Source organism: Bradyrhizobium sp. NBAIM18, assembly GCF_020193825.1.
Lineage (GTDB): Bacteria > Pseudomonadota > Alphaproteobacteria > Rhizobiales > Xanthobacteraceae > Bradyrhizobium > Bradyrhizobium yuanmingense.
Genome location: NZ_JADYVO010000010.1, coordinates 49,511 through 71,264, shown reverse-complemented (window position 1 = coordinate 71,264; position 21,754 = coordinate 49,511). Strand labels below are relative to the sequence as shown.

The window sequence follows — 21,754 nt, the reverse complement described above, 5'->3', positions numbered from 1 at the left end:
AACGGCGGCTCCGCGTCGGCGTTCCTGGCCACCCCGGACATGGCTAACGCCTGGTAAACGACTTGTCCTTGCCGGTCGCCACGTTAGGCTGGCGAAACAAGAAAATCAGGGAGGGACCACCATGGATCGACGCGATCTCTTGCGCGCCGCTGCGGCATTGCCGTTGCTGCGGGCTGCCTGGCCGGACATTGCCTTCGCGCAAACCTATCCGGCGCGCAACATCACCATGATCGTGCCGTTCCCGGCCGGCGGACAGGCCGATCTCGCTGCGCGACCGGTCGCGACGGCGTTGGAGCGAATTCTCGGCAAGCCCGTGATCGTCGACAACCGGGCGGGAGGCGGCGGCGGATCGGTCGGCAATGCCGCGGCCGCGCGTGCTGAGCCCGACGGTTACACGCTGCTGATGACGCTGTCCTCGCTCGCGGTGCTCCCCGAGGCCGACCGGCTGTTCGACCGACCCGTCGCCTACGAGGTCTCGCAGTTCATGCCGATCGCGCGCGTGCTCGCCGATCCCACGCTGCTCGCGGTGCCGGCCTCGGCGCCCTGGAGAACCGCGCAGGATTTCGTCGATGATGCGAAGAAGCGGCCGGGCCAGATCGCCTATGGCTCGTCCGGGCCGTACGGCACGCTGCATGTGGCCATGGAGATGTTCGCGAGCAGCGCGGGCATCAAGCTGCTGCACGTGCCGTTCCGCGGCGCAGGTCCTGCGCTGACCGCGATCCTCGGCGGCACCGTGCAGGCGATCGCCGCCGCACCCGGCACGCTGAAGCCGCAGGTCGACGACGGCAGGCTGCGCGTGCTCGGCAATTGCGGCGCGCAGCGCATCGCCAGCTTCCCAGACCTGCCGACCTTCCAGGAGCTCGGCTACAAGGATGTCGAGTTTTACATCTGGGCCGGGCTGTTCGCGCAGAGCGCTCTTCCCGCTCCGATCGCGACCCGCCTGCGCGAGGCGATGGCACAGGTGATGGCGAGTCCCGACGTCCTCAAGGCGTTCGAGACCTCGGGCAGTCTCGTCGCCTATCAGGACGCGCCGGCCTTCGCGCAGTTCATCGCCGCCGACAGCGCGCGCCTGATTGCGGCGGTGAAGAAGATCGGCAAGGTGGAGTAGGGCGAGATTCAGAATTCGCTGCGGACCAGGCCGCGCAGCGTGTGACGGTCGTATCCCGGCGCGAACGCGCCCTCGTACGAGGCCTTGAACGATGTCGCGGTCGTCAGATCCCACCGGATTTCGGCGCCGGCGAGCGCCACCGTGCGCGCGCGCTCGACGCCGGTGATCGCGAACGGAATGCCGGGTGCGCCTTCCAGCGCCGCCGTCGCGGTTGCCGCGCTGCCGGTAAACTCATGACGAACGGCAATGGTCGCGCCGAACTGTGCCGCGTGGCCATTCGGCATCATCATGCGCTGGCTACCACGCAGGCCGACCGTGCCATAGCCGAGATCGAAACTGCCGCCCCGCACCAGCTGATTCACCCCCGGCGCACCGGCCTCAGAAAGACTTCCCTGGCGTGTCGCGTACCAGTCGGCCTTGGCAAAGGGCTCGGCAACAAGACCCCATCCTGTCTGGAACGGCCGCGAGATGCCGAGCGAAGCGGCAAAGGTGTTTGCGCGCGAGGCGGCGGTCGCCGTTTCGCCGAGGAACGCGATCGTGCGCGAGGAGTCGAGTGCCGCAAAGGAATAGCTGATGGCGGACGCGAGATTGAAGCCGCCGGCTTCGCCGCGCGCGTAGAGGCCGGCATGTCCGGCATTGGCCTCGATACGGTCGGCGCGGCCCGCCATGCGCAGCTGGCCGGTCGATGCGCCGACCGCAAGGCCTGCCGTAAAGCCCGGCATGTGCCAGAGGTCGGCGCCGAGCGCGGCGCCGGCGATGGTCGTGTTGGTTCCGAAGGCAATGTCGCTCGCGGCCACCTTGTCCCAATTGCCATAGCCGCCAAACCAGACGCTCTGCATCGGCGCCGCGCGGCGGCGGCTCAGCGCCTTGCCGATCGGGTCCGTGGGCTCCGGCGCATAGGCGGACGCGGTCATCCGAACGGTCTCGCCGCGCGATTGCGTTCCGGCATTCCACATGAAGCTCTGGAACATGTCGGCTTGATCCGCGACGAAGCGGCGTCCATCGGCGTGGATTTGTCCGGCCAGGTCGTCGAGGCCGGCCTTGACGCCTGGCGTATTGAGCGCGGCGAGTGTGTTGATCGCAGTGGCCAGCGGTCCCGATGCGCCGCCGAACTGTGCCTGGTCGAGTGCGCCGGCCACCGCGGCCTGGTTCGGCGTCAGCCCCGACAACGTTCCGAAGCCGCCGATCTGCTGCAGCAGGAAATAGACGTTGTTGGCGTCATAGCTGAGCTGCCCTGTGACCAGCGGGCTGCCGGAGCTCGTGAGCGTTGCGAACGTGCCGCTGACGCCGCCGGCCGCCGAGAGGATGGTGTATTGCGTATTGGCGATAAAGCCTGCGCCGAGCGGCACGATCTGCGCCGTGCCGCCGTTGAGCGTCGCGGTGCCCGTTGCCGCGATCTTGTCGGACTGGCCGGCGGGGTTGATCTCGACCTGGAAGGTCGAGCCGGCATTGAAGGCGACGTTGCCGTTGACGTTGAGCGTCCCGATCGAATTGCCGGGCGCGACCATGCCGCCATTGTTGACGACGATTCCGCCGACGGTGCCGGTGCCGCCGAGATAGCCGCCATTGATCGTGACGACCGAGGGCAATGTGCCGTTCACGATCAGGCCGCCCGCGTCCACTGTCGTCGCGCCGTTGAAGGCGGTGGTGCCGGTCAGCGTCCAGACGGAGTTGCCGTTCTTCTTCAGTTCCTCGAACTCGTCAGATTGCAGGCCGGGGCCGAGATTGCCGAGGTCGAACGTGGCGCTGCCAATGCTGCCGAAGTTCAGCGTATCGGTACCGCTCCCGCCGCGAACATTCCCGGTGATCGTCGCGCCCGGCGCGAGGCCGAGCTGATCATCGCCGCCATTCAGCTCGATCGCTCCGCTGCCGCCGCCCGAGATGGTGCCGGCGTTGAAGATGGTGTCGCTGCCGGAAGAGCCCTGGATGGCGAGGAAGAAGCCGCCGGAGATCGTGCCGCCATTGACGAGCGAATTGCCGCCGGCGATGAATTGCACGCCGGTATGGCCGCCGCCGATCGATCCGCTGTCATAGACGAGGACGACATTGCCGCTCGATGTCCCGCTGATCCGGAGTCCCGTCGTGTTTGCGCCGGTGCCGACGGCCGCCCCGCGAATGTTGAGGAGGTTGTCGTTCGAATTGTCGATGACGATGGCTGCTTCGGCGTTGCCCGTACCCTCCGCGATCGCACCGGCGGCGACCGTCACATTGTTGTGGGTCGATCCGTTGGAGAGCAGGACCGCTCCGCTGTAGGTCGAGGCTGTCGCCTGATTGTTGACGGTGACATGCGAGGCGATGGTGCCGTCGAAAACGATCGCAGGTATGCCGGCGCCGGGCAGCAGCGATGTCGTCGTGCCGTCGCCGACATTGACGGTGACGTTGGTGCCGCCGGTGGCGTTGATGTGATCGGTGTTGCCGAGGCCGGTGCAGGTCGCGACATCACCCGAATTGAGCGCGCCGATCGTGCCGGTGCCTGCCACGGTGCAGGCGGCGCGCGCCGGGCTGGACGTCAGGACCGGGAAGGCAAGCACGAGGGGCGCCAGCGCGGTGGTGACCAGCAGCTTGCGGCGAAAGATTGCGGCCGTGGCGACGTTTTGCGCACAGACCGGTCTTGCAGTCGGCATCGACATTCCCCTCATTGCAGCCCATTGCTAGCGGGAACGCCGTCATGCTTCTTGGCGTCAGGCGAAATGCCTTATGGCGAAAGGCGCAAGGCGCCGGTTTGCTTCTGCCCTGTTGCTGGGGCGCCACTGACCAAGGCGTCAGCGGGAGCTGCCATGGTTCCAGTCGCGCTTTTCACATTTTGTTGTTGGTCCAGAACAAGCTCGCGTCTCATTGATTGAAGAGAATTCGAGAGACTTGGGAAGGATCTGGACATGCGAACAGAGCGGATCGCGCTAGGTGTGGCGCTTGCGGTCGGCGGCATCGTGGTGCACAGCGCTGCATCCGCGCAGGAATACCGCGGCACGATGGAACAGCAGATGGCATGTACACCTGATGTGTGGCGCCTGTGCAGCGATCAGATTCCCGATGTGAACCGCATTGTGGCCTGCTTGCAGCAGAACACGCCGCAGCTCTCGAGCGGCTGCCGCGCGGTATTCCAATCCAACAATCAGATGCCGCCGCAGCAACAGGTTCCGCGCGGTCGCGCCGCGCCGCCGCCACGCTACATTGCTCCGCCGCCTCCACAGCGGCCTTACGACGAGGACGAATAGCGCCGCTCAGGGCCTGTGCTCGCAGACGTCGACCCATTCGGCCGAGGTCAGCTCGGCCATCCGCTCCGGCGTGATGCGCACCGCGCTATGGGTCGAGCCCGCGGCCGGCACCACCACGTCGAACGCCTTCAGCGAGACGTCGCAATAGATCGGCAGCGGAGATTTCAGCCCGAACGGGCAGACGCCGCCGACCTCGTGGCCGGTGATCTCGGCGACCTCCTCCAGCCCCAGCATCTTCGGCTTGCCGCCGAACTGCGCCTTCACCTTCTTGTTGTCCATGCGCGAGGTGCCGCTCGCGACGATCAGAATCACGCGCTCGCCGATCCGCAAGCTCAGCGTCTTGGCGATCCGTCCGGGCTCGACGCCATAGGCTTCGGCCGCCAGCGCCACGGTCGCGGAGCTGATCGGGGATTCGATGACGGAGATGTCGGGGGCTTTCTCGGCGAAGAAGGCGCGTACGGATTCCAGGCTCATTCCGGGTAGCTCATTCCAATCTCATAGGCGGGCGGCGACCGCTCAAGCGATTCCCGGCAGCTCGGACAGCGCGCGGACACGATGGTCTGGTGCGAAGCCAAGCTCGTCCATCTGGGTGCGGATCGCCTTGAACATGGTGAGCGGTGCCACGAGTTCGGTCTCGACGCAAGCTAGCGCCATGGCTTCCGGCGTCACCCGCTCGATCCAGGCAACCTTCAGTCCGAACGATTTCGCCCCGGCGGCGTCCCAGGGATTGGAGGAGACGAACAGAACCTCATCAGGCGCGGTGCCGAGCACCTCGCCGATCAGCTCATAGGCCTGTGGGCTCGGCTTGAAGATCTTCTTCGCGTCGACGCTGATGGTCGCATCGAGCAGGCGGTCGAGCCCGGAATTGCGCACCAGCGCATTGAGCATGTCCGGGCTGCCGTTGGAGAGGATGGCGAGCTTGCGCGGTCTTAAGGTCGCGAGCGCTTCCGTCGCATCAGGATAGAGATCGAGATGCAGATACTTCTGGATGACGCGCTCGAACGTCTCGTTCTCGTAGGCCAGCCCGAGCACACGCAGCGTATAGGCGAGCGAGTCGCGGGTGACGACGGCAAAATCCTGGTAAGCTTGCATCAGCGAGCGCAGCCAGGTGTATTCGAGCTGCTTGATGCGCCAGACCTGCGTGATGATCTCGCCGTACCCGGGAAACGCGTCCTCGGTGACGTCAGCGACCGACTGGATGTCGTAGAGCGTTCCGTAGGCGTCGAAGACGACGGCTTTGATGGGCATTGGTTGTCCTTCCGGGCCGCTGTGGTCGCAAGAACTCCGATTGGGGCGTGGTATAATTCGTCAGCTTACCAGAGCAAAGCGGAAGTCTGCTACTGCAGGTGTGATCGGCAGCTTGTGCCGTCCCCATCGGCCTTTGGCCATCGCGAGCAAGTCTGGCCATCGTGCCTCGAGGGCCGGCTCTGAGTGGGAGACCGGATCAAAAGGATATCCTGAAAGACCGCAGCATTGCGCAAAGTGCTACCCGTAGCGCACGAGTGGCAATCTGCGTGCGCAACCCACCGCAGAACAGAACGCCCTTTACACGATCGAGCTAGCCATATAGCGTCCGTGTACAGGTCAGCAAAATGCTCACCTCGAAGCTGCCCATGAAGTAGCGACTTCCGAAGTCGCCGCCAGTCGTTGTAGCAGCAGCTCACGTGCCATCGGAAGGCGCAATCATAACATTGTGTTGATCACAGCGCGTCAGCGTCGCAGGTGCGTCTCTGCGCGCGCTCAAGAAAGGCGACCTTCATGAAACTTCCTGCAATCTTGCAAGGTGAGGCACGGACCCGCTTCCTTCAAGGAATCGCGTTCGGCGCGGTGGCGACCATGGCGATTGGATTCATGTGGGGCGGTTGGGTCACGGGGGAGAACGCCAGAATCATGCGCAATACGGCGGAGACCAGCGGCCGGATGTCCGTTCTGGTCCCGCTTTGCGTCGCTCAGTTTTCAGCCGCAGACGGCGCCCTCGCCAAATTCAAGGCGGCAAGCGCTTACTCCAGAGAGAACGTCGTCAGCGAATTCGTGAAGAATGTGGCATCCACGAACATGGATTACTCGTTTGCGAGGGCTTGTGCCACCGGGATCGAAACTGAGCTCGCAAGCGCAGCAACAAAGAGTTGACGAGCGTGCCCGCAAGCCGCACCGAGGCTGTGCGTAGAAAATACATAGCTGTTCGGTGGAATCGATCCTGAAGAGCGTCATGAGAAAGTAGATCCGTTAAGGGCCAATGCGCCAATTTGGGAACGGAGCAAGAGGGGGCGCGTCGAAGTGCCGTAAAGGCTCGACATAAGCAGGTTGGGCTTCGTACCGCCGCCTTACCGGCGCACATGACCCTAAGCGGGGGCCGACCTGCGGTCTCCACTCATGATCAGATATAATTAAAAGCGGCGGAACGTCGCTTCTAAGTGAATGTTGGTTTCACGGAGACAGAATCTTCGCGAGCAGCGGGACAGTCCCCGTCGCGGCCGGAGCGGTGTACGGGCCAAGATCCTGCGCAAGCGCCTCAAGCTATCGGATGAGCAGTTTAGAAACGTCGTTCGCAGGTCGGGCAGTTCAATCTCAGCCATCATCAAGGAAGCCACCAGTCTGAAGTAGGAGCTTGGGTCGCGCTTGCCTCAGCGCCGACCTGAACAGCGACCGGCCAGAAGCGACCAGGCTGCGACCGTGCCAGAGAGCTGGAAGCAGGCAGCAAGACGAGCTGCCGGCGCCGCCGCGCCAACGAGATCATCCCTGCAGTCAGTTCGAGGTTATCCAGTCGGGGCAGTCGTTGAGCATGAAAATACAAGTTGGCTTTGAAATGACCTACGAGTTCCAGCAAGTCACGCCATTGATCGCTGTCGTCGGTGTGCATTTCACCCGGGCATCCGACATCATTGTGCCCGATTACCTCATCACCGAGCCTTCCGTGCCGATCTCGCCATACCGCGACGGCTTTGGAAACTGGTGCAGTCGGTTCGTTGCGCCACCCGGCCGCATGCGCCTTTCCGCCAACGGTACAGTGCGCGATAGCGGTTTGCCTGATGTGAGCGCGCCTTCCGCCACGCAGTGCGCGGTCGAGGATCTGCCACCTGATACCATCGTCTATCTGCTTGGCAGCCGCTACTGCGAAACCGATCGGCTTTCCGACATCGCATGGAAGCTGTTCGAGAAAGTGGCGCCGGGTTGGCCACGGGTCCAGGCGATCTGCGATTTCGTGCATAATCATATCGCGTTCGGCTACGAGCACGCGCGGGCCACCATGACGGCTTGGGACGCATTCAACGAGGCAAGGGCGTCTGCCGCGACTATGCGCATCTTGCCATTGCATTCTGCCGTTGCATGAACATTCCAGCACGCTATTGCACCGGCTATCTCGGCGACATCGGGATCCCGCCGCCCCATGCCCCCGGGGACTTTGCAGGATGGTTCGAAGCCTATCTTGACGGCCGCTGGTACACATTCGATGCCCGCAACAACATTCCGCGAATCGGCCGCGTCCTGATCGCGCAAGGCCGCGATGCGGCGGATGTTCCGATCGTCCAAACTTTCGGACCCAACACGCTCCTCAGCTTCAAGGTGTGGACTGATGAACTTGTCTAAAGCGCTCGCCCTGGGCGATTGGGTACCAGGCGGCTGAGATTGATCTCGCTAATTGCTTGGAAGACTGCTACACAGCTTGCATCACCGCGCGCTACGTGGCTGTTATCGGTGACTGAGAGCGTTGCGCTCCCGCCTCAACCCAAGAGAAGGCGGTCAGATGTCAAATTCCGAGAAATTCGACATTAGTGAGTGGCTCGTACCACCTTTGTTGGTGCCCCTCTTCCTCGTACTGCTGATTGCGGTGGCCGCCATTTTTTAGCGGTTCAACCACGTGTCAGACCTCAAACCGGCCGTTGAGCCAGTTCAAGGCAAACAGAAGACCCAAAATGGCAAACACGGCAATCATCAGGGATGCCTACGGGGTTCCGGCAATCTTCGTTGGTTCGAAGACTGGCCGGGACGATGCGCCCTTTGTTTTCGTGAGGGTCGGAGGTGAGGAACGCCGGATGCGGTGGTCCGAATGGGATGCTCTTCCGGCCTGGACCGGCGAGAGCCCCACCTGGGCGAGTAAAACCAAATAGCCACGGAGTGCTCAGCATGAGGATGGTTCGAACAGGCACGGGGACCGCGGCGCTTCTGCTAGCATCGCTACTGGGCCTCTACGCGCCAGCAGCTTTTGCCGCGGAGCCGAATTGCCGTGGGATCGAAAGCACCAGTGCCCGCCTTTCCTGTTACGATGCGGCATTTCCTCCAAAAGCCAGGAAGCCCGCCGAAGCCGGCATCGACTCATCGTCAGGCTACAAGGATCCATTTCTTGCGGAAGAAGCCCGAACGGCCGCGAAGCTCAAGAATATTTGCCGCGGTTGCTGAGTTTCGCTTCCGAACATGCGCGCCAATGAAGAGACCCTGTAAGATGACGAAGGATGCTAGAGATCGCCGGGTGGGCCGCCAACGAAAGCGCGCTCTTCATCTGGCGGGCACGGTCTTGGATGGGAGGGCAGATCACTCTGCGAGCTCCAAGGCCCGGTCGGCCAGAAAGCAGCGGCTGCTTAACGGGCCAGCGGAATTCAAAGAGGTCCGGGTCGATCGTTCGAAGAAGACTTCAAACGACGCTGAGTGATCGAGGTTTGTCACCGCGCATGGTCGCTTCGGCCCGGAGTCATGATGACGCATGGAACATCAGGGTATCAAATACACGGTGGTCCAAACGATCAACCCGCCCGGATGGAAATGGTCGTTCGAGCGAGACGGTCGCTCACCCCGAACGGGAATTGCCTTCAATCGAGCGGAGGCTGTCAGCGCAGCTGAACGAGCGATCAGCCGGTCGCTCAGAGATCAGCAACGCCAATAGAAGCGCTGAGTTTGCAGCTCCTGCTTCCGTTTGAATTTGGTCTTCCGTCCTCGTCACATTGCCTCCCGACGTCGGCGTCACCTTCCAGCAATTCGCAACAGTTCCTGCCAGGAATCGAACAAAAGCCTCGCTATTCGGCAGATAAGGGCGCACTGTCTCACGACCATCGAGCGGCCCCTAGCATCTATCGGTGGTGTGAACGCAAGTTGCGCTCCCGCTCAACCCCGCAGCGGAGCGTCAAACATGCCGGTCCAACGGTCCTCAGGACAATCCTCGACATTCGAATACCGCCTCGCGCAAGAGGCGATCAACCTGCGCCTACAAGCTGAAGGAATGCCCGCTGGCGTCCGCCCGCACGGAGCTTCTGCGAAAAGCCCGTCAGATCGATGTTGCCGGAGAGATCAACAACTGGCTGACATCGCCGGGACTACAGCCGCCAACTTGAATTTAGGTCTCGCTTTTTGTCCGACGTGATGAACTTCACACGCTGCGCGGAGACCAACCTTTATCGGGATTTACTCTCACCCTCCCGGGGCTGGTAAGCCGCCGCCTGCGTTCTATTTAAGCGGGCGGCGTTTTTGCTTGAGATGGTATGCCATTGGACGCGGCGTCTAGCGGCTGGTCGTGATTTCCATGTGACTTTCTAGGAACGCCGCTGGGAGAACGGCTTTAAGCTTGATGGGCTACTATCGGTGACTGAGAGCTGATTGCTCCCGCCTCCAAGCCGCGGGATGCTCATGTGCCGGACATTGTTCTCGACTTCGGCCAGCGCGCGGCGCAAATCGATCGCCTTCGCGGCCATGCCCTGGTGCTTGTCGAGCTCGACGGGATGTCGGTCATCAGCGGTTCACGTCGGCGCGCTGGGCGTTCGCGAGGTCCACCGAACCGATCGGGCGCAGCTCCGTCGCGCCCCGCACGGCTTCGGACGGCACCGTGATCATGGTGGCGACGCGGCGCCAGACGGCAAACGACAACCCATCGATCATCTCCTCGTCGGTGACGACCTCATAGGGACCTGCTGGCAATTCGCGCGCCATGCCGCGGATGTGGAACGGATGCTTGAATGTGACGATTTCCCGCCGCGAACGGATGGTCATGCGCGCCTGCCTTCCTGCGAGAGCAGCCCCAACGGACACCGGCGATCGCGACCATGCGGTTTAAACAGGCCAATAGCCAGCACTATCGCAGCCACCGGGCGCCCGGCGTTTTGGTCCTCGCCATCGGCGTGATGCAGGCTGCCCTACCTCGTCACCGGAACGAACGAATACGCTACGCCAACTACGGCCGCGGCAGCGCGCTGCGGCTGGCGCGAAAGCTGCTGCTATCAGGGGCGGAGCAGATCTCGGACGACGAGGAGCGCACGCTAGGCCGTCGACCGACGTCGGGGCCGCGTCCAGGTGGCCCGCTCGGCGAAGACCTGGCTGACTTCAGCCATGTGCTCGGTGCCCCACGTGCAGAGCGGCACCAGCGCTTCGGCGAGGCTCTGGCCCAGAGGCGTGAGGCTATAGTCCACCCGCGGCGGTACCTCCTTGTAGTCGGTCCGCTTCACCAGGCCATCGGCCTCCAGCTCCTTGAGCTGCTGGATCAGCACCTTGTCGCTGACGTCGCGTATGGCGCGCCGGAGCTCGCCGTAACGGGTCGGTCCGTCCTGGGCGACGAAGTACAGGATCAGCGGCTTCCACTTGCCCGAGACGACCCGCAGCGTCGCGTCCAGGCCGCACGTGAAGCCGGGCAGATTCGGCGTGCAGCTCTGGACGTCTGCTTGAGCTTGCGCCGGCGGGGAGATGAGGTCTGAACGATCTGACGACATTTTTTGGGTACTTACCAAAAGGTGCATACTTGTCCATAGGTGGGTACGCCGCCAGCTCAGTGCAACCTCAATGAAGGGAGCACATCATGAGCAGACTACAAGGCAAGACGGCGGTGGTGACGGGCGGTGGAACCGGGATCGGGTTTGGGGCCGCCAAACGGTTCGCCGATGAAGGCGCGTTCGTCTACATCTTCGGGCGGCGGCAGGAGCAGCTCGACGTTGCGCTCGCGCAGCTGGGGTCCTCGGCCCGCGCCGTCAGGGGATCGGTCACCGATCTGTCCGACCTCGACCGGCTGTACGCGACGGTGAAAGCCGAACGCGGCAACGTCGACGTCCTGTTCGCCAATGCCGGGACCGGCGCGTTTGCGCCGCTCGGCCAGATCACGCCCGAGCATTACGATCAGATCTTCGACGTCAATGTGAAAGGGTTGGTGTTCACCGTGCAGAAGGCCCTGCCGCTGATGCGGAGGGGATCGTCGATCATCCTGACCGGCTCGAGCACGGGCGTGATGGGAACGCCGCAGTTCAGCATCTACAGCGCGACCAAGGCGGCGATCCGCAATCTCGCGCGCAGCTGGGCGCTGGACCTGCGCGGCACGGGCATCCGCGTCAACGTGCTGTCGCCGGGCCCGACCAAGACGGAGCTGGCGCTGGAGGTCGTGGGCGAGGAAGCCTTCGATGCACTCGGCAGCGCGACGCCCATCGGGCGCGTCGGTGACCCCAGCGAGACCGGGGCAGTGGCCGCCTTCCTGGCGTCCTCGGACAGCAGCTACATGACCGGCGGCGAGGTCTTTGTCGATGGAGGCCTCGCGCAGGTCTAGCGTCGTGTGCTGGAGGGCTTCGGTCGCCCGAAGCTCTCCAGCACAGCATCTCTTCATCCTTCCAGGTCCCAGCAAATTGATGGAAAGGCACGTCGATTGGGACGCATTGATCCATCTCAAAGCACGCGGAGGCCATCGACCTAGCTCTCTCCAATGAGTTTGGTCAGGTCTCTGCGGGAGCCCCATGTTCGAGATGTTGCAATTCGTCGCGAGCAACGACCCAGTTCAGCTTTTCCTTGCCGTGCTGATCTTCGATATTCCCCGCTTCACGCTTTCGCTGTTGTCGCTCGCGCTCTTTGGCATGCGCAAATCCCCAACTGACGCTCCGCCTGCCGGGCGCCCCGCGGTTAGCGTCATAATCCCCACTTTCAACGGCGGTTTCGGTCTAGAGCCGACGATTGCATCGCTGCGCCGGCAGACCCTGCAACCGGTGGAAATCATTGTCGTGGACGACGGTTCGACCGATCAGACGCGTGCCATTGCCGAACAGGCGCGTGCACTCGGGCTTATAGACATGGTGATCTGCCACGGCACCCGTTGCGGTCGTAGCCCGGCGATCAATGCCGGTGCGCGATTTGCGAGCGGAGAGCTCATTCTGACCGTCGATGCCGACACGGTTTTCGAGCCCACCGCGGTGGAACGGCTAGCGAACGCATTTCGCGATCCCCGCGTCGGTGGCGCGAGTTGCAACATTGCCATCAGCAATGAACGCGACTCGCTATGGACCGGGCTGCAAAGCGCAGAGTACCTGATGTCGATCAGCGCCGGCCGTTCCATCTTGGACGTCGCCGGTGCCATCGCTTGCCTATCCGGCGCCTGCTCGATGTATCGCCGCGAGACGTTCCTGTGCAATGGTGGGGTCGATGTCGGTCCCGGCGAAGACCTGGAGTATAGCTTGCGCCTTCGTCGCCTTGGCTATCTCGTTCGCTTCGTCCCGGACGCTTGGGCCGAGACGAACGGCCCAGCGAGCGGCATAGGCTTGCTGCGCCAACGCGCGCGATGGGATCGAGATGCGCTGAGAATCCGTTTCATGATGTACGGTGAATTGAGTCTCTTCCACCCGCTGGAGCGCTTGCCGGACACGATGCAGAGGTTGGACTTCATCGTCTTCGATCTCGTCCCGACGCTGACATTGCCGTTCTACCTGGTCTACGTCGTTCTGCTGTTTGGACCGAATGCCCCCTTATTTCTCGCCGCGATCTATGTGTCGCTTCTCTGGATCTCGTTCTTCAACATGGCGCTTGCATTCGTCATGTTCAATCGATCCCTCGGCTTCTTTGCTCTGGGTGCATCGCTGATCTTTCCCTTCTATCAAGGTGTCTATCTGAAATGCGCTCGGTTCATTTCCTATTCGTCGGAGATCATGTTCGCGACGTCGCGCCGGGACGACTTCGTGCCGCCGCGGGTTCGTCGGGTACTTCTGGGCGATCGCGGTTGAGGGAAGAACCATGGACATCAAGATCAATCGGCTCAATCCCAACGTTCCCGATCCGATCGAAAGCCGCCGGCGCGCGGCGGGCCGTGTCGTCCGCTTCACCTATGCGCTGATCGTGTTCGGAGTCCTTGCATTCTTCGTCATCTATTTCGGCGCGCCCTTCGTCTACCTCGGTGGACCCGGCACGGTCACTTCACCGCGTCAGATCGTATCGCTGCCCTACACCGTGCAGATCACCAAGATGGACCTGGAGCCAGGTACGTTCGTCAAAGCAGGCGAGGAAATTGCCGAGGTGGTTTCACCGGAGCAGGACAGCATCGTCGCAACCTATATGCGGGCACTGGCCGATATCAATGGCCGCACAGCAGAGTTGCGGATCAAGGCCCGCGTCGCGCAGGAATCGCTGAATGCAGCGCGCGCCTACCTGAAAGTAACCGAGGACGCCGCGAACCAAGTGGAGACCATGTCCTCCGCTACGTTGACGTTCCGCATGGAAGTGCTGCGCGAGCGCGCCTCCGCCGGCAAAACTGTCGTCTCTCACGAGGCCGAAGTGGCGGAATCGGCCGTTCAACTTGCGTCGCTGGACGACTTCATCGATCAGCTGCGCGCCCGCCTGAACGACGTGCAAAGCCATTTCGGCCGAGGGAAAGTCTTTGCACCAGTTGCGGGCGTCGTTTCGACCGGCATAGCGCATGTCGGTCAGTCCTTGACGGCAGGCGCCTCGATTGCCGAGATCCTCGATCCCATCGATACTTTCGTTGACTGGTACATCCCCAACGAGCGGCTGATCGATCCCAAGGTGAGCAAAGAAGTCTTTGTCGTATTCGGTAACCGCCGGATTCCCGGAAGGATCGCGCAGATCCTGCCGGTCTCGGCCGTGTATGCCGGCACCCAAGTCCAACTCAGGGATCGCCCCGCCACGCAGATTGCGCGAATTCGCTTTGATCCCGGTACGTCTCCGCCGCCGCTCAATTCAACCGTTTACGTTCACATGCATTACAGCGAGTTCGTTGCGCGGGTTGCTGGAAGGCTCGTGAATGTCTTCGGCCTTTACTGAGCGTCAACTTCGGACCGGGGCACCAGGTCATGCAAGTCGAAAGCGATCAGACGAAATGCCCAATCTGCAACACGAAGGGCTTGCAGCACTTTCCAATCTTGCACCACATGATCTGCGCTTACGTCGGTCCAAAGTACGACTTCGGACTTAGCGATAGCGCGTATTCTTGCCCCAAATGCGATCGGCAAATTGCTTCCAATGATGCCGCTTGCGAGATCGTCGGATTGAGTGCGCGCTGCCTGGGCTGCGGGAGCGAAATGATCGTCACGCCTCCAGGCCGGCAGGTGTCCAAAGAGAGGAGTGAATGAAGCCCATCGATAGCCGAGCGCTTGAAGATCGTCGGCAAGGAAAGCGTTCGATGGAGATCGAAGCTTCGGTACCGATCGAGCGCGTCGACCTCCCCCGCGAGCGAGCCGGCGACGTGCAGCGAGCCCGTGGCGCCTTAGGCGTTTCCATCCGCTACCATTGCCTCATATCCCCAGCAGCCTCCTTGCGTTCGCCTTCAGCACCTTCGGCCGGATCTCGTCGCGGATCTCGATCTTGGCGAAATCCGACAGCCAGCGGTCTGGCGTGATCACCGGCCAGTCCGAGCCGAACAGCATCTTGTCCTGCAGGATAGAGTTGATGTAGCGCACCAGGATCGGCGGGAAATATTTCGGCGACCAGCCGGAGAGGTCGATGTAGACGTTGGGCTTGTGGGTCGCGACCGAGAGGGCCTCTTCCTGCCAGGGGAAGGAGGGGTGGGCGAGGATGATCTTGAGGTCGGGGAAATCGGCCGCGACGTCGTCCATGTACATCGGGTTGGAATATTTCAGCCGCATGCCCATGCCGCCGGGCATGCCCGAGCCGACGCCGGTCTGGCCGGTGTGAAACAGCGCGATCGCGCCGCCATTGTTGATCTCTTCATAAAGCGGATAGGCCATGCGGTCGTTGGCGTAGAAGCCCTGCATGGTCGGGTGGAATTTGAAGCCGCGCACGCCGTATTCCTCGATCAGCTTGCGCGCCTCGCGCGCGCCGAGCTTGCCCTTGTGCGGGTCGATCGAGACGAAAGGAATGAGGACGTCCAGATGCTCGGAGGCGATCTCCAGCATCTCCTCGTTCTTGTAGCGGCGAAAGCCGGTCTCGCGCTCGGCATCGACAGGGAAGATCACCGCGGCGATGTTCTTGGAGCGGTAATAGGCCGCGGTCTCCGGCACGGTCGGCGGATGCTTGTGCGGCGACTTGAAATACTCCGCCATCTGCGCCTGGAAATCGTCATAGCCGTCGTCGGGATGGGTGCCGCAGGGCTCCTCGGCATGGGTGTGAATGTCGATCGCGACGACTTTGTCGATATCAGGCAGCTTCAGCTTCGGCATGGGTGTCCTCCCGACGGGTTGCCGAATTGATTATAGGATATAACGAATTTGGCAAGGCCGCGTTGGAGGCCGTTGAAGTCATTGCGAGAAAATCGGGCCGATCCGGCCGCTTCTACTGTGCATGGGGTTGTTTTCACGGTTTTGCGGGGCCGCCGGGCAGTTAACATTGACATGACCTCCCGCCATGCCTTAAGAACCGCTCCGTCCCGGGCGGTCGGTCCGCCAGCGGGAAAAATCTCATTTTGCCACATTCGCGCGTGCCGAAACGGTAGTGCCGAACACGGCCTTTCGAACGTTCAGGATTCTGCCATGAAGGTCCGTAACTCGCTGAAATCGCTGCGCGGTCGCCATCGCGCCAACCGCCTGGTCCGCCGCAAGGGCCGGGTCTATGTGATCAACAAGGTGCAGCGCCGCTTCAAGGCACGCCAGGGCTGATCACGCCCTGCCGGGCGCCTTCGCGCGCCCCGCAAGATCACGGTCTCACACGAGTTTGACGCCGCCTTTGCTTTGCAAGGGCGGCTTTGCGCGTTTAGACTTTCACCATGGCAGTGAGATTCCATTTTGCGCGCACCCTGTGTCTGGCCCTCGTGCTGGGAAGCGCCGGCCTTGCGCCGGCGGCCCTGGCCCAGCAGGTCGAGCCGCCCGGCAAGCAGAAGAAGCTGCCGGAGGCGCCGTCAAAGCTGCCGAAGGTCGACCGCAGCAAGAATCTCGATTTCCTGTTCGGCGCGCTGAAGGCGGCGCCCGACGAGGCCAGCGCCAAGCATGTCGAGGCGCGGATCTGGGCGATCTGGCTGCAGACCCCGAGCGACACCGCCGCGCTCCTGATGTCTCGCGCCAAGACCGCCGTCGATGCGAAGAAGATCGACGTCGCGATCAAGCTCCTGGATTCGATCATCAAGCTCAGGCCCGATTACATCGAGGCCTGGAACCGGCGTGCGACGCTCTATTACATGCAGAACGATTATGGCCGCTCGCTCGCGGACATTCAGCAAGTGCTGATCCGGGAGCCCCGCCATTTCGGCGCGCTCGCCGGCCTCGGCATGATCATGCAGGAGGTCGGGGACGAAAGGCGCGCGCTCGAGGCCTACCGCAAGGCGCTCGCCGTCAATCCGCACCTGGAAAAGATCCCCGACCAGGTCAAGGCGTTGACCGAGAAGGTCGAAGGCCGCGACATCTAGCTATAACTCGATCATTTCTTGAGCGATCGCGGCCGCCGCGGATTAACCACGATCCGAGCCGGGACGTTGCAAGGACTATTGCGAGGCCTGTTGCAGGCCTACCTGCATGGCAGGAGCGAAAGCCATGAAGCATTTGATGGTCGCAGCGACATTGCTGCTCGCGTCGGGGACGGTGAGCTTCGCCGACGGACTGTTCTGGGTGGTCGGCAACCGTGCCACCGGCAAATGCGCCATCGTGACCAGCAATCCAGTCATCATTGGCGACATCTGGTTCGGCGACGGTCCCTACAAGTCCAGGGCCGATGCCAAGCTTGCGCGCTCGACGATTCGCGTCTGTCCCCCGGTCACGCCCGAGGAAGAAAAGCAGGAGGAGGGGGCGAACTAGGCTGCGCTTAATGCAGCACGCTGCTGCCGCGCTCGACCAGGCCGCGGTCGGCGGCTGCGGCGTAGGCCTTTGCCAGCTCGGTCTCGAGATGCTCGTTGATCAGGAGCAGCGCCCGCACGGCACCGCGCAGGTCGCCGTTGCAGCTCGCGACGATTTCGTCGATTGCAGTATCGTTCGATCTGAAGCTCATCGAAATTCTCCGGTTCAAACCAGGACAATCCTGCCGGTCTTTCCCGCATCCACTGATGTTGCGAGGAGGATCGGCGCCCACCCGCGCCTAGATGGCGGAACCGACCATGGCGATTATATGGAAGCTGCGATGACGCCCGCATGAAGCTGATCCGAAGCTTGCGTGCGGCTTAGAATGGCTCTGATTTCATTGAGTTTTCTCGATCGGCAATTATGCACATATCCACAGCCCCTGCATTTTCAGTGGAAGCGCGCACCGCCGGCGGCGAAACTGCCGGCCGAGCAGACCCGTAACTGCCCCGTGCCCAGGATCACCCGGATTCTCTTCATGATCGTGATGTCAGTCGTGACGGCGCTGGTCCTGCTGGCGCTGCTCACGCAGGCCGGAGTCGTCGCCGTGCAGCGGGCCTTTCCGCCGCAGGGGCGCATGGTCGAGGTCGAGGACGCCGCGCTTCACGTCGTCGAGATCGGCCCGCGGGAGGCCACCCCGCCGATCGTGATGCTGCACGGCGCGAGCTCCAACCTCGAAGCGATGCGGCGGCCGCTCGGCGATCTCCTCGCCCGGGATCATCGCGTGATTCTGATCGACCGCCCCGGCCATGGCTGGAGCACGCGCGCAAGCCGGCAGGATTCGACGCCGCAGATTCAGGCGCGCATGATCGACGAGGCGCTCGGCAAGCTCGGGATCGATCGGGCGGTCTTCGTGGTGCATTCCTGGAGCGGCGCCCTCGGCGCGCGGATCGCGCTCGATCACCCGCGCCGCGTGGCAGGTCTCGTGATGCTCGCGCCCGTCACGCATCCCTGGCGCGGCGGTGTCGGGCGCTACAACGAGATCATCGCAACGCCCGTGATCGGCCCGCTGCTCGCCTACACCATCACCCTGCCGCTCGGCTATTTCATCACCGAAGCCGGGGCCCGCAACGTGTTCCTGCCGCAGATCATGCCGGATGGTTTCGTGCAGGACTCCGCGACACCGCTCTTGCTGCGCCCGCGCGAGTTCATCGCCAATGCCTATGATCTGGTGACGCTGAAGGAGTCGGTCGCCGCGCAAGTCGCGCGCTATGGCGCGATCACGGCGCCTGTTACGATCATCGCCGGCGAGCCCGACAAGACGGTGAGAACCAATATCCACGCGCGTCCGTTCGCCGCGGCGGTGTCGAATGCAAAGCTGATCGTGCTGCCCGATCTCGGCCACATGGTGCAGAACGCCGTGCCGGATCTCGTGAAGGCGGAGATCGAGACGATGATCGGAAACATCGCCCCGGCGCAGGCGGTCGCCGACTAAAGCGTTTTTCGAGCGAAGTGGAAACCGGTTCGCGCGAAGAAACGCGCCAGAACAAGAAAGCCAGAGCTTCGATTCCGATCCGATCAGAACCGAAGCTCTAGCGTCCGCCTCGTGCGCGCTTACTGCTTGATCTTCCCGTCCTTGTCGTATTGGGCAAGGAAGGCCCACAGATTGGTGATCTCGGTCTCGTTCTTGATGCCGGCGAACGCCATCTTGGTGCCGGGGATCTTGGCCTTGGGATCCTTGATGTATTCCTTGAACGTGGCCTCGTCCCAGGTGATGCCGGAATTCTTGTTGGCGTCCGTGTAGCTATAGCCCTCAGCCGTGCCCGACTTGCGGCCGTTGAGGCCGTTGAGCTCCGGGCCGACCTTGTTCTTGGCGCCTTCGCCGATCGCGTGGCAGGCCAAGCACTTGTTGAACGATGTCTTGCCGGCCGCGACATCCTGCGCCATCGCGGCGGGTGCGGTGGCAATGACGGTGAGGATTGTCACCGCGCCGAAAGTAAGTTTTGTCATAAGTGTGCTCTTCGTCTCTTCCCGGGTATGGAGGGTCGTGGTTTTGGCAGGTCCGGTGCAAGTGGACAAGCCGCGAAACTCTGACAGGTTTCCTGCTAGCAGACTTGCCCCAGAGAGAACTTGCGCTGCAACAAAGCAATGCGACCTTCGGAGGACCTACCCAAAGACGACAAGACATGATTGATTTGCCGAGATAATTCCATCCGTCGGACGAAGGCTTCTTAAAATGGCCATCATGATGCCCGCAAGCGACCAAGCCGTGCTGGCGCGTCGCAGCGAAATCGTCGCCGCCTTGCGCGCAATCGTGCCGGGCGAGGGCGTGATCGACAGCCTCGCCGAGATGCGGGCCTATGAATCCGACGGGCTGACCGCCTATCGGCAGCCGCCGATGGTCGTGGTGCTTCCGGATACGACCGAGCAGGTCTCGCTCGTCCTGAAATATTGTGCGGCGCAGAACATCAAAGTGGTGCCGCGCGGCTCCGGCACTTCGCTGTCCGGCGGCGCGCTGCCCCTCGAGGACGGCGTGCTGCTCGGCCTCGGCAAGTTCAAGCGCATCCGCGAGATCGATTTCGACAACCGCGTCGTCGTCACCGAGCCCGGCGTCACCAACCTCGCAATCAGCCAGGCGGTCGCCCATGCCGGCTTCTATTACGCGCCCGATCCGTCCTCGCAGATCGCCTGCTCGATCGGCGGCAACGTGGCGGAAAATTCCGGCGGCGTGCACTGTCTGAAGTACGGCATGACCACCAACAACGTGCTCGGCTGCGAGATCGTGCTGATGAGCGGCGAGGTCCTGCGCATCGGCGGCAAGGGGTGCGAGAATTCCGGCTATGACCTGATGGGCGTCATCACCGGTTCCGAGGGCCTGCTCGGCGTCATCACGGAGATCACGGTGCGCATCCTGCAGAAGCCCGAGACGGCGCGCGCGCTGATGGTTGGCTTCGCGCAAGTCGAGGCAGCCGGCGAATGCGTGGCCCGCATCATCGGCGCCGGCATCATCCCCGGCGGCATGGAGATGATGGACAAGCCCGCGATCCACGCCGCGGAGGCCTTCGTCCATGCCGGCTACCCGCTCGATGTCGAAGCGCTGCTCATCATCGAGCTCGACGGGCCCAAGATCGAGGTCGACGAGCTTATAACGCGCGTCGAGGCCATTGCGAACGCCTGCGGCTCGACCACCTGCCAGATCTCGACTTCCGAGGCCGAGCGCAACCTGTTCTGGGCCGGCCGCAAGGCCGCATTCCCCGCGGTGGGCCGCATCTCGCCCGATTATCTCTGCATGGACGGCACCATCCCGCGCGGCGCGCTGCCGAAGGCGCTGGCGCGCATCCGCGAGCTCTCGGAAAAGTACCAGCTCGGCTGCGCCAACGTGTTCCACGCCGGCGACGGCAATCTGCACCCCCTGATCCTCTACGATGCCAACAAGCCCGGCGAGATCGAGCGCGCCGAAGCCTTCGGCGCCGACATCTTGCGCGCCTGCGTTGAGTTCGGCGGTGTGCTCACCGGCGAGCACGGCGTCGGCATTGAGAAGCGCGACCTCATGCCCGACATGTTCAGCGAGATCGACCTCAACCAGCAGCAGCGCCTGAAATGCGCCTTCGACGCCAAGGGCCTGCTCAATCCCGGAAAAGTATTTCCGACCCTGCACCGTTGCGCCGAGCTCGGCCGCATGCACGTCCACGCGGGGAAGCTGGCGTTCCCGGATTTGCCGCGGTTCTAGGCCGCCTACTGCGCCAGCGCCAGGATGCCGCCGGCAAATGCGTGCCACGCCGCCGTTTCGCTGACCGGCCAGTTGAGCACCTTCACCGCCAGAAGCGCGAGCGTGCCCGTGATGTACACCGGATGCACGCGGCCCTCGGCGCGCCAGTCGCGCACCATGGCGACGACGAGCAGAAGGGAGGCGACCACAGCAGGCGCGATCGTCACGGGCACCGGCGGCGGGCCGGGCGGTCCTGATGGTGCGAGGAAGGTCAGGAACCAGCGCGCGATCGCGGCGTCGAGGATCGAGACCGCCGCGAGCAGCATCAGGCGCTTGTGAACCTCGAGCCTGCGCGTGTTCATGATGGCGAGCGCGAACACCACGGCAAAGAATGCGATGCCGCTCAGCGGCACGATCGAGAAGGCGATGCCGGCATCGGCCTGTCCGAGCGCCGCGGCGTTCTTCATCGAGGTCACGGACGCGAAGAAGCCAAAAATGACCATGGCGGTCGCAAGCGAGACGCCGACGATGCCGAACGAGCGGTGGTTGACCACACGGCCGGAGGCTGCGAGCCAGGTCTGGAGCACGAAGTACAGCGACCAAGTGAAGAACAAGAGTCCGTGAAAATGGATCACCGGGCTTGTAGACAATGTCCGGTGAGCGAACGGCACCCAATAGGTCGGTGCGAAGCCGAGAAAGGCAGTGGCGGCGCAGGCGAGCGCCATGTGGAGATAAAAATATCGTGCAGGCGAGGCATCACGCGCGCGTACACGACGGTCGTGGATCAGGGTCGTCATCAGGGGTGAGTCTGGAGAGGCGGGGT

20 protein-coding genes and 1 pseudogene are annotated in these 21,754 nt (G+C 62.8%); 12 read left to right on the top strand and 9 right to left on the bottom strand.

The genetic code is table 11. The annotated features are described in order from the left end of the window. Window positions 1-121: 121 nt before the first annotated feature. On the top strand, window positions 122-1,108 hold the full coding sequence (locus I6F17_RS22295; RefSeq protein ID WP_225129843.1) for a tripartite tricarboxylate transporter substrate binding protein: 987 nt from the start codon (window positions 122-124) through the stop codon (window positions 1,106-1,108). Window positions 1,109-1,116: 8 nt separating this feature from the next. On the opposite strand, the gene I6F17_RS22290 is transcribed toward I6F17_RS22295, so the two are convergent. Further along, window positions 1,117-3,732, bottom strand: a complete 2,616-nt coding sequence (locus I6F17_RS22290; RefSeq protein ID WP_225129841.1) for an autotransporter outer membrane beta-barrel domain-containing protein — start codon at window positions 3,730-3,732, stop codon at window positions 1,117-1,119. Between the two features lie 252 nt (window positions 3,733-3,984). On the opposite strand from I6F17_RS22290, the gene I6F17_RS22285 reads away from it, so the two are divergent. Then, window positions 3,985-4,323, top strand: a complete 339-nt coding sequence (locus tag I6F17_RS22285; RefSeq protein ID WP_036036395.1) for a hypothetical protein — start codon at window positions 3,985-3,987, stop codon at window positions 4,321-4,323. A 6-nt stretch (window positions 4,324-4,329) separates the two neighbouring features. On the opposite strand, the gene I6F17_RS22280 is transcribed toward I6F17_RS22285, so the two are convergent. Then, the gene (locus I6F17_RS22280) at window positions 4,330-4,797 is read right to left on the bottom strand and encodes a YbaK/EbsC family protein (protein ID WP_225129839.1); all 468 of its coding nucleotides are present in this window, start codon (window positions 4,795-4,797) and stop codon (window positions 4,330-4,332) included. 42 nt (window positions 4,798-4,839) lie between these two features. Then, window positions 4,840-5,571, bottom strand: a complete 732-nt coding sequence (locus tag I6F17_RS22275; protein ID WP_225129836.1) for a haloacid dehalogenase type II — start codon at window positions 5,569-5,571, stop codon at window positions 4,840-4,842. Between the two features lie 510 nt (window positions 5,572-6,081). On the opposite strand from I6F17_RS22275, the gene I6F17_RS22270 reads away from it, so the two are divergent. Continuing rightward, a complete protein-coding gene (locus I6F17_RS22270; RefSeq protein ID WP_036036406.1) occupies window positions 6,082-6,453 on the top strand; it encodes a hypothetical protein in 372 nt (123 codons plus the stop codon). Window positions 6,454-7,105: 652 nt separating this feature from the next. Continuing rightward, window positions 7,106-7,911 (top strand): annotated as a pseudogene (locus I6F17_RS22265) (transglutaminase family protein). Between the two features lie 2,130 nt (window positions 7,912-10,041). Here the strand turns inward: I6F17_RS22265 and I6F17_RS22260 are convergent. Together I6F17_RS22260 and I6F17_RS22255 are read right to left on the bottom strand one after the other, a co-directional pair. Continuing rightward, window positions 10,042-10,299 carry a hypothetical protein gene (locus I6F17_RS22260; protein WP_036036411.1) on the bottom strand — a complete coding sequence of 86 codons (258 nt, stop codon included), beginning with the start codon at window positions 10,297-10,299 and terminating at the stop codon, window positions 10,042-10,044. 266 nt (window positions 10,300-10,565) lie between these two features. After that, window positions 10,566-10,937: a helix-turn-helix domain-containing protein gene (locus tag I6F17_RS22255; protein ID WP_036036434.1), complete on the bottom strand. Its 372-nt coding sequence runs from the start codon at window positions 10,935-10,937 to the stop codon at window positions 10,566-10,568. A gap of 161 nt (window positions 10,938-11,098) precedes the next feature. Here I6F17_RS22255 and I6F17_RS22250 point away from each other — a divergent pair, with 161 nt between their 5' ends. The 3 genes from I6F17_RS22250 to I6F17_RS22240 all read left to right on the top strand — a co-directional run bounded on the left by I6F17_RS22250 (window position 11,099) and on the right by I6F17_RS22240 (window position 14,325). After that, a complete protein-coding gene (locus tag I6F17_RS22250; RefSeq protein ID WP_225129834.1) occupies window positions 11,099-11,833 on the top strand; it encodes an SDR family oxidoreductase in 735 nt (244 codons plus the stop codon). Window positions 11,834-12,017: 184 nt separating this feature from the next. After that, window positions 12,018-13,271 carry a glycosyltransferase gene (locus I6F17_RS22245; RefSeq protein WP_225129832.1) on the top strand — a complete coding sequence of 418 codons (1,254 nt, stop codon included), beginning with the start codon at window positions 12,018-12,020 and terminating at the stop codon, window positions 13,269-13,271. Window positions 13,272-13,281: 10 nt separating this feature from the next. After that, complete coding sequence (locus tag I6F17_RS22240; RefSeq protein WP_036036419.1) at window positions 13,282-14,325, top strand: HlyD family efflux transporter periplasmic adaptor subunit; 1,044 nt, start codon at window positions 13,282-13,284, stop codon at window positions 14,323-14,325. A gap of 470 nt (window positions 14,326-14,795) precedes the next feature. Here the strand turns inward: I6F17_RS22240 and I6F17_RS22230 are convergent, their stop codons facing one another. Next, window positions 14,796-15,680 (bottom strand): amidohydrolase family protein, encoded by an 885-nt coding sequence (locus I6F17_RS22230; protein ID WP_036036421.1) that lies wholly within the window; start codon window positions 15,678-15,680, stop codon window positions 14,796-14,798. Between the two features lie 309 nt (window positions 15,681-15,989). On the opposite strand from I6F17_RS22230, the gene ykgO reads away from it, so the two are divergent. The 3 genes from ykgO (at window position 15,990) to I6F17_RS22215 (ending at window position 17,243) form a co-directional block, all read left to right on the top strand. Beyond that, window positions 15,990-16,115 (top strand): type B 50S ribosomal protein L36, encoded by a 126-nt coding sequence (gene ykgO / locus I6F17_RS22225; protein ID WP_006611362.1) that lies wholly within the window; start codon window positions 15,990-15,992, stop codon window positions 16,113-16,115. A 107-nt stretch (window positions 16,116-16,222) separates the two neighbouring features. Further along, window positions 16,223-16,858 (top strand): tetratricopeptide repeat protein, encoded by a 636-nt coding sequence (locus tag I6F17_RS22220; protein WP_225129828.1) that lies wholly within the window; start codon window positions 16,223-16,225, stop codon window positions 16,856-16,858. Window positions 16,859-16,982: 124 nt separating this feature from the next. Then, window positions 16,983-17,243: a hypothetical protein gene (locus I6F17_RS22215; RefSeq protein WP_035997474.1), complete on the top strand. Its 261-nt coding sequence runs from the start codon at window positions 16,983-16,985 to the stop codon at window positions 17,241-17,243. Between the two features lie 7 nt (window positions 17,244-17,250). On the opposite strand, the gene I6F17_RS22210 is transcribed toward I6F17_RS22215, so the two are convergent. Then, the gene (locus I6F17_RS22210; RefSeq protein WP_028180446.1) at window positions 17,251-17,433 is read right to left on the bottom strand and encodes a hypothetical protein; all 183 of its coding nucleotides are present in this window, start codon (window positions 17,431-17,433) and stop codon (window positions 17,251-17,253) included. A gap of 327 nt (window positions 17,434-17,760) precedes the next feature. Between I6F17_RS22210 and I6F17_RS22205 the strand changes: the two genes are divergently transcribed. Continuing rightward, window positions 17,761-18,717: an alpha/beta hydrolase gene (locus tag I6F17_RS22205; RefSeq protein ID WP_225129826.1), complete on the top strand. Its 957-nt coding sequence runs from the start codon at window positions 17,761-17,763 to the stop codon at window positions 18,715-18,717. Between the two features lie 119 nt (window positions 18,718-18,836). Here I6F17_RS22205 and cycA read toward each other — a convergent pair whose 3' ends face one another. Next, on the bottom strand, window positions 18,837-19,232 hold the full coding sequence (gene cycA, locus I6F17_RS22200; RefSeq protein WP_225129824.1) for a cytochrome c-550 CycA: 396 nt from the start codon (window positions 19,230-19,232) through the stop codon (window positions 18,837-18,839). Window positions 19,233-19,458: 226 nt separating this feature from the next. Here cycA and I6F17_RS22195 point away from each other — a divergent pair, with 226 nt between their 5' ends. Then, window positions 19,459-20,952 (top strand): FAD-linked oxidase C-terminal domain-containing protein, encoded by a 1,494-nt coding sequence (locus I6F17_RS22195; protein ID WP_225129822.1) that lies wholly within the window; start codon window positions 19,459-19,461, stop codon window positions 20,950-20,952. 5 nt (window positions 20,953-20,957) lie between these two features. Here the strand turns inward: I6F17_RS22195 and I6F17_RS22190 are convergent, their stop codons facing one another. Next, the gene (locus I6F17_RS22190; protein ID WP_225129820.1) at window positions 20,958-21,728 is read right to left on the bottom strand and encodes a hypothetical protein; all 771 of its coding nucleotides are present in this window, start codon (window positions 21,726-21,728) and stop codon (window positions 20,958-20,960) included. Window positions 21,729-21,754: the final 26 nt, after the last annotated feature.